Source organism: Sandarakinorhabdus sp., from assembly GCF_041689835.1.
Classification (GTDB): Bacteria; Pseudomonadota; Alphaproteobacteria; order Sphingomonadales; family Sphingomonadaceae; genus Sandarakinorhabdus.
In genome coordinates this window covers 1-6,850 of sequence record NZ_JBDNFM010000070.1, presented here as the reverse complement: position 1 = coordinate 6,850, position 6,850 = coordinate 1, and the positions used below count along the sequence as shown (strand labels likewise).

The 6,850-nt window shown below is 62.1% G+C and carries 7 protein-coding genes; 6 read left to right on the top strand and 1 reads right to left on the bottom strand.

Annotated features, from left to right (window positions below; all coding sequences use genetic code 11):
* The first annotated feature begins 6 nt into the window (after nucleotides 1-6).
* From ACESL8_RS03640 to ACESL8_RS03620, 5 genes are all read left to right on the top strand, one after another.
* Nucleotides 7-912: a hydrogen peroxide-inducible genes activator gene (locus tag ACESL8_RS03640; protein WP_372916065.1), complete on the top strand. Its 906-nt coding sequence runs from the start codon at nucleotides 7-9 to the stop codon at nucleotides 910-912.
* 56 nt (nucleotides 913-968) lie between these two features.
* Nucleotides 969-1,943 carry an NADPH:quinone oxidoreductase family protein gene (locus ACESL8_RS03635; RefSeq protein ID WP_372916063.1) on the top strand — a complete coding sequence of 325 codons (975 nt, stop codon included), beginning with the start codon at nucleotides 969-971 and terminating at the stop codon, nucleotides 1,941-1,943.
* A gap of 17 nt (nucleotides 1,944-1,960) precedes the next feature.
* Nucleotides 1,961-3,403, top strand: a complete 1,443-nt coding sequence (locus ACESL8_RS03630; RefSeq protein WP_372916061.1) for an aldehyde dehydrogenase family protein — start codon at nucleotides 1,961-1,963, stop codon at nucleotides 3,401-3,403.
* A gap of 74 nt (nucleotides 3,404-3,477) precedes the next feature.
* Complete coding sequence (locus ACESL8_RS03625) at nucleotides 3,478-4,278, top strand: outer membrane protein assembly factor BamD (RefSeq protein ID WP_372916058.1); 801 nt, start codon at nucleotides 3,478-3,480, stop codon at nucleotides 4,276-4,278.
* A gap of 24 nt (nucleotides 4,279-4,302) precedes the next feature.
* Entirely contained in the window at nucleotides 4,303-4,722 is a 420-nt protein-coding gene (locus ACESL8_RS03620) for an MAPEG family protein (RefSeq protein ID WP_372916056.1), read from the top strand.
* Here ACESL8_RS03620 and ACESL8_RS03615 read toward each other — a convergent pair.
* Nucleotides 4,719-5,381: an MBL fold metallo-hydrolase gene (locus ACESL8_RS03615; RefSeq protein ID WP_372916054.1), complete on the bottom strand. Its 663-nt coding sequence runs from the start codon at nucleotides 5,379-5,381 to the stop codon at nucleotides 4,719-4,721. The genes ACESL8_RS03620 and ACESL8_RS03615 overlap by 4 nt on opposite strands.
* Nucleotides 5,382-5,503: 122 nt before the next feature.
* Between ACESL8_RS03615 and ACESL8_RS03610 the strand changes: the two genes are divergently transcribed.
* Nucleotides 5,504-6,850: SulP family inorganic anion transporter (locus tag ACESL8_RS03610; protein ID WP_372916052.1), on the top strand; the 1,347-nt coding region annotated here is incomplete at its 3' end.

Genomic DNA, 6,850 nt, shown 5'->3' with positions numbered 1-6,850 from the left:
TTATCGATGACCAACTTCCTCCCCACCCTCAAGCAGCTGCAGTATCTGACAGCGCTGCACATTCACGGCCACTTCGGCCGCGCCGCCGAGGCGTGCTTTGTCACCCAGTCCACGTTGTCTGCGGGGTTGGCTGAGTTGGAATCGCTGCTGAGAGTGCGGCTGGTGGAGCGCAACCGCCGGGTGGTGCGCTTCACGCCGATGGGCGAGCGCGTGGTGGCCAAGGCCTATGTCGTGCTGCGCGAGGCCGACGAATTGTCCGGGCTGACGGTGGGCGGTGACAAGCCGCTGGTTGGCCCGCTGCGGCTGGGCGTGATCCCCACCATTGCGCCCTATCTGCTGCCGCGTGCATTGCCGCGGGTGCGGGCGGATTGGCCCGATCTGAAACTGCATCTTCGTGAAGAGATGAGCGGTCCTGCCACCGAAGCCCTGGCGCGCGGCATATTGGATGTGGTGCTGCTGGCACTGCCATGGGAGACGCCTGGCCTTGGCGTGATGCCCTTGTTCGAAGATCCATTCTTCCTCGTGTTTCGCCCCGGCGATCTGCCCGATCCGCCGCCAGCGGTGGCGCCCGATGCCATCGATCCGCACCATCTGCTGCTGTTGGAAGACGGGCATTGCCTGAAGGAACAGGCGCTTTCGGCTTGCGGCCGCCCGGAACTGCGCGCCGATCCTGCTCACCGCGGTACCAGTCTGACCACGTTGGTGCAGATGGTGGCCGGCGGGATGGGGCAGACTTTGGTGCCAAAATTGGCGCTGGATGCCGGCATCATCACCGGCAGCGATGTCATTGCCCGGCCGGTTTCGGGGAATGCCTCGCGCACGGTGTCGCTGGTGTGGCGACAGAATTCACCGCGAGAAGCCGAATTCCGGCTGCTGGGCGAATCATTAGTGGCAGGATTGGCGCTGGCATGACCGGCGGCTATGCTTCGACAAAGTTGCCACTAAAATCACCGCTGGGAGATGATCGAATGAAGGCCGTGCTGTGCGTTGAACATGGGCCGCCGGAAAAGCTGGTGGTGAAGGATATTCCCACGCCCGACCCGGGCCGGGGCCAGGTGCGCATCAGTGTGAAGGCCGTGGGCGTCAATTTTCCCGACACGCTGATCATCCAGAATCTTTATCAGTTCAAACCGGCGTTGCCGTTCAGCCCGGGCGGCGAATGTGCTGGCGTGGTTAGCGCGGTGGGTGAAGGCGTGACCGACATCGCGCTGGGTGATGAAGTGATCGCCATGACAGGCAACGGCGCCATGGCCGAGGAAGTGATCGCGAACCGCAGCCAGATCGTGCGGATGGCGCCTGGCATGCCGTTCGACATCGCCGCCGGTTTCACCATGACCTATGGCACCAGCCACCACGCGCTCAAGCAGCGCGGCCAGCTCAATCCCGGCGAGACGTTGCTGGTGCTGGGCGCGGCCGGCGGCGTCGGCCTGACAGCGGTGGAATTGGGCAAGCTGATGGGCGCCAAGGTGATCGCAGCCGCATCGTCGGATGAAAAGCTGGCGCTGTGCAAGGCAATGGGCGCCGACGAGGTGATTAATTACGCCACCGAGGACCTGAAGGAGCGCGTGAAGGCGTTGACCGGCGGGCGCGGGGCCGATGTGATTTATGATCCGGTGGGCGATCGTTTTGCAGAACCGGCTTTTCGCGGCATCGCGTGGAATGGCCGCTATCTGGTGATCGGTTTTGCCGCCGGCGCGATCCCGGCGTTGCCGCTTAACCTGCCGCTGATCAAGGGCGCCAGCATCGTTGGCGTATTCTGGGGCGCCTTCACGCAGGCCGAGCCCGCCGTGCACCAGGCCAATATGGAAGAATTGCTGCGCTGGTATGGCGAAGGCAAGCTGAAGCCTCACGTCTCGCGGCATTTTTCGCTTGATGAGGGCCCAGAGGCTATCCGCTGGATGATGGACAGGAAGGCGATGGGCAAGATCGTGCTGACCGTCTGAGAAATAAGGACAAGACCATGGCGCTGCGCGACGTTTATCCGCTCTATCTGGCGAACCGGGCCGAGCAGCCCAATGCCGATCTGGTGGTGACAGACAAGTTCACCGGCCAGCCAGCCACGCGCGTTGCCATGGCTGATGCCGCCACCATCGATCGCGGCATCGCGGCTGCGGTGGCCGCTGCCGAACCGATGGCGCGCATGGCCAGTTTCGAACGCCAGGCTGTGCTGGCCCACTGCGTCACCCGTTTTACCGAGCGTGCCGAGGAACTGGCGCAGGCCCTGTGCATCGAGGCGGGCAAGCCCATCCGCGATTCGCGCGGCGAAGTTGGGCGCCTGATCGATACCTTCCGCATCGCCGCCGAAGAAAGCGTGCGGATGACCGGCGAGGTGCAGCCGCTCGATATTTCGGCGCGCGCCAAGGGCTATCAGGGCATGTGGAAACGCGTGCCGATCGGGCCATGCAGCTTTGTCTCGCCCTTCAACTTCCCGCTCAATCTGGCCGCCCACAAGATCGCGCCGGCCATTGCGGTGGGCTGCCCGTTCGTGATGAAGCCGGCCAGTCGAACACCGCTGGGCGCGATCATCATCGGCGAAGTGCTGGCCGAAACCGATCTGCCACTGGGCGCTTTTTCGATCCTGCCGGCCCACCGCGAAGGGGCCGACCTGTTCACAACCGACGACCGGCTCAAACTGCTCAGCTTCACCGGCTCCCCCGACGTCGGCTGGGACTTGAAGGCCCGCGCCGGTAAAAAGAAGGTGGTGCTGGAACTGGGCGGCAACGCCGCGGTGGTGATCATGCCCGATGCCGATCTGGATGATGCGGCGGATCGCACCGTTTTTGGCGCTTTTTATCAGTCCGGCCAGTCGTGCATCGGCGTGCAGCGCATCCTCGTGCATGATGATGTATATGATGCGTTCAAGGCAAAACTGGTGGAGCGCACGGCAAAGCTCATCGCTGGCGACCCGCGTGAGGAGAATACCTTCATCGGCCCGATGATCGACGTGAAGGAAGCAACCCGGCTGGAAAATTGGATTAACGAGGCCGTGGCCAGCGGCGCGAAACTGCTGTGCGGCGGCCAGCGCGATGGCGCAATGCTGGAGGCGACCCTGCTGGAAAATGTGCCGCGCAGCGCCAAGCTGAATACCGAGGAAGCCTTTGGGCCGGTGGCTTTCTTCATCCGCTTCAAGACGTTTGATCAAGCGCTCGCTATTGTGAATGACAGCAAGTTCGGCCTGCAAGCCGGCATCTTCACCCGCGATTTGTTCCAAATGCTGAAGGCTTGGGACACTCTGGACGTGGGCGGCGTCGTCATTAACGACGTGCCTAGTTACCGCGTCGACAACATGCCTTATGGCGGCGTCAAGGATTCCGGATTGGGCCGTGAGGGCGTGCGATTTGCCATGGAAGACATGACGGAAATCAGGAACCTCGTGATCCGCCGGCGCCCGCAGGATATGTGAACCGCCAGCCAGCGCGGGATGTTGCAGCCCGGCGCACCTTCCCTGCCAGTTTCCATCCTGCTAGGGATGCAGCCATGCCCCGCTTGAACCGCTCCGCCTTTCTGATCTTGCCTGCCTTGGCCCTGTTGTCGGCCTGCGCCAATGGCAGCGGCAAGGCCAAGAAGGATCAGAGTTATGTCGCGCAAGACGTGGAAACCCTTTACAGTGCTGCTCAGGGGACTTTGGCACGCCGACAGTATCGCCTTGCTGGCGCGCAGTTCGACGAAGTCGAGCGCCAGCACCCCTACAGTGTGTGGGCCCGCCGCGCGCAGTTGATGTCGTCTTTTGCTTATTATGCGGCGGGCGAATATCAGGAGGCCATCGGCGCCGCCCAACGTTTCCTCTCGTTGCATCCTGGAAGCCGCGAGGCGCCTTATGCCTATTACATGGTCGCGCTCAGCCATTATAACCAGATAATGCCGGTGGCGAAGGATCAGAAGACCACGCAGCAGGCGCTGGACTCGCTGGGCGAACTGATCCGCCGCTATCCAAACACCGATTATGCCGCCGACGCGCGGCTGAAAATCGATCTTGCCCGAGATCACCTCGCCGGCAAGGAAATGGAGATTGGCCGCTTTTATCAGAGCCAGGGCCTGTATCTGGCCGCGATCATCCGGTTCCGTACCGTGGTCGACACGTTCGATACCACCAGCCACGCCCCCGAAGCGTTGCATCGGCTGGTGGAATCCTACCTGTCGATGGGCATCCCCGAAGAAGCCGCCAAAGCGGCCGGCGTGCTGGGCAACAATTACCCGGAATCGAAATGGTATGACCGCAGTTACAAGCTGATCGGCCGCTGGGTTCCGGATGCGCCAAAGAGATCGGCGCGGTCCTGATCTGCCCGCAACGGGAGAAATGCCATGCCTATTTTTGCGACCCTGCTGACCGCCGGCACCCTCGGGCTGCTGTTTTTCGTACTGAGCCTGCGCGTGGTGCAACGCCGCCTGTCGGGCATGGTGCCGTTCGGCGATGGCGGTGATCAGGCTTTGTTGGAACGGGTTCGGGCACACGGCAATTTTGCCGAATATCTGCCATTTCTTCTCGTCCTGATGGCCGGCGTTGAAATCAGTGCTGGCCATCATTCCCCATGGCTTTGGGGCGCCGGCGCGACGATGGTGCTGGCTCGGATTTGCCATGCTATCGGCATTTCGCGGCCCTCTCCAAACGCGTTCCGATCGGTTGGGGTGGTGCTGACCTGGGTGCTGCTGCTTGCCCTGTCGCTGTGGGCACTGGCGATCGGCCTTGGCCTTGGTGCCAGCGGCCCGCAGGATTTCGTTTAACTCAGCATCCTGTCGGCAACATAGGCGTTGGCCTGGCGTTCGCGGCCAAAAGTGCTCATGGGACCGTGGCCCGGTACGAACGCGGTATCATTTCCCAGCGGCCACAACTTGGTGGTGATCGCCTTCACCAGATCGTTGAAATTGCCCTTGGGGAAATCGGTGCGGCCGATGCTGCCCTGAAAAAGCACGTCGCCCACGATAGCCAATTGTGACGGCGCATGGTGGAACACGACATGGCCGGGCGTGTGGCCGGGGCAGTGATAGACATCCAGCACCAGTTCGCCCACCGTCACCTGGTCGCCGTCGTGGAGCCAGCGATCCGGGGTGAACGCTTCAGCTCCCGGCACGCCATAGGCGGCGCCTTGGGCCGGGTTCATGTCGATCCAGAATTTGTCATCTGGGTGCGGACCTTCGATCGGCACGCCCAGATCGCGCGCCAGCACGGCGGTGAGGCCGCAGTGATCGATATGGCCGTGTGTCACCAAAAGCTTTTCGATGGTGACGCCGTTATCCGCCGCCACTTTCTTCAGCCGATCAAGATCGCCGCCCGGATCGGTGAAGGCACCGCGCATGGTTTTCGTGCACCACAACAGGGTGCAGTTCTGCTGGAGAGGCGTGACCGGCACGATCACGGCTTGAAGCGGCGGCTTGTCAGTCATGGCAGCATCACTGGCGAATCCAGCCCAGCCGCGCAAGCCGGCACAAACATTGCAAGTCCGTAATGATGCTCTGTAGCGCCGGGATGTTATGCATTGCCTCTCTGTAATGAACGAGGCGACGAATGCAGGAAAAGCGAGGCTTGCTTACCAGCTGGCGGCAGGATGTCCCGGCATCACTCGTTGTTGCGCTGGTGGCGCTGCCGCTGTGTCTGGGCGTGGCGCTTGCATCCGGCGCGCCGCTGATGTCGGGGCTGGTGGCCGGCATTGTCGGCGGCATTGTGGTTGGCGCGCTCAGCGGCTCGCCGCTGTCGGTTGCGGGCCCCGCGGCGGGCCTTACCACGATCGTGCTGGCCGGGATCGCCAGCCTGCCGACCTTTGAAGCGTTCCTGCTGGCGGTGTGTCTGGCCGGGGCAATGCAATTGGCCTTTGCGGCCACCCGCGGCGGCGTGATTGCCGAATTTGTACCTGGCGCAGTGATCACCGGCATGTTGGCAGCCATCGGCCTGATTCTGATCCTGAAACAATTGCCGCACGCCGTGGGATATGATCGCGATCCCGAAGGCGATATGGGCTTTTTTCAGCGCGATGGCGATAACACGCTTACGGCGCTTGCCCATATGTTGAACAATGATTTCCTGTGGGGCGCAGCGTTGATTGCACTGACCAGCCTGGCCTTCCTGTTCTGGTGGGACAAGGCCAAGCCCAAACAAGGCCCGCTCAAATTTTTGCCTGGGCCGCTGGTTGTGGTGGTGTTTGCCGTGGCCGCCAACGAGGCGTTCCGTCTATTTGCGCCCGAACTGCACATCAGTACGAGCCATCTCGTGCAAGTGCCGGTATCGGCAACCCCGTGGGCACTGGCCGATCAGGTGCGGCTGCCCGATTTCGGTGCCATTACCAATCCCAAGGTGTGGACCGTGGCGCTCACCATGGCCATCGTCGCGAGTCTCGAATCGCTGCTCAGCGTCAAGGCGGTGGACGAGCTTGATCCAAAGCGCCGGGTGACCGACAAGAATCGTGAACTGCTGGCGCAAGGCGGGGGCAATCTGCTTTCTGGTTTGCTTGGCGGCCTGCCGGTTACCTCAGTGATCGTGCGATCATCGGCCAATGTAGAAACGGGCGCGGATTCGCGGTTGTCGACCATGCTTCATGGCACCTGGTTATTGCTTGGCCTCGCGGTGATTCCCGCGGTGCTCAACCTTATCCCGCTGTCGGCCCTGGCGGCGGTGCTGATCGCCACCGGCTACAAGCTGGCCAAGCCGGCGCTGTTCTTCCAGCGCTGGAAACAGGGGCTCAGCCAGTTCATCCCTTTCACTGTCACCGTTTTTGCCATCCTGTTCACCGATCTGCTGATCGGCATTGGCATCGGCTTGATCGTGGGCATGGGCTTTGTGATCTGGCGCTCCACCGGCAATATCATCACGTATGTCGAATATGGCGACACGGTAATGGTGCGGGCGCGGCGCAATCTG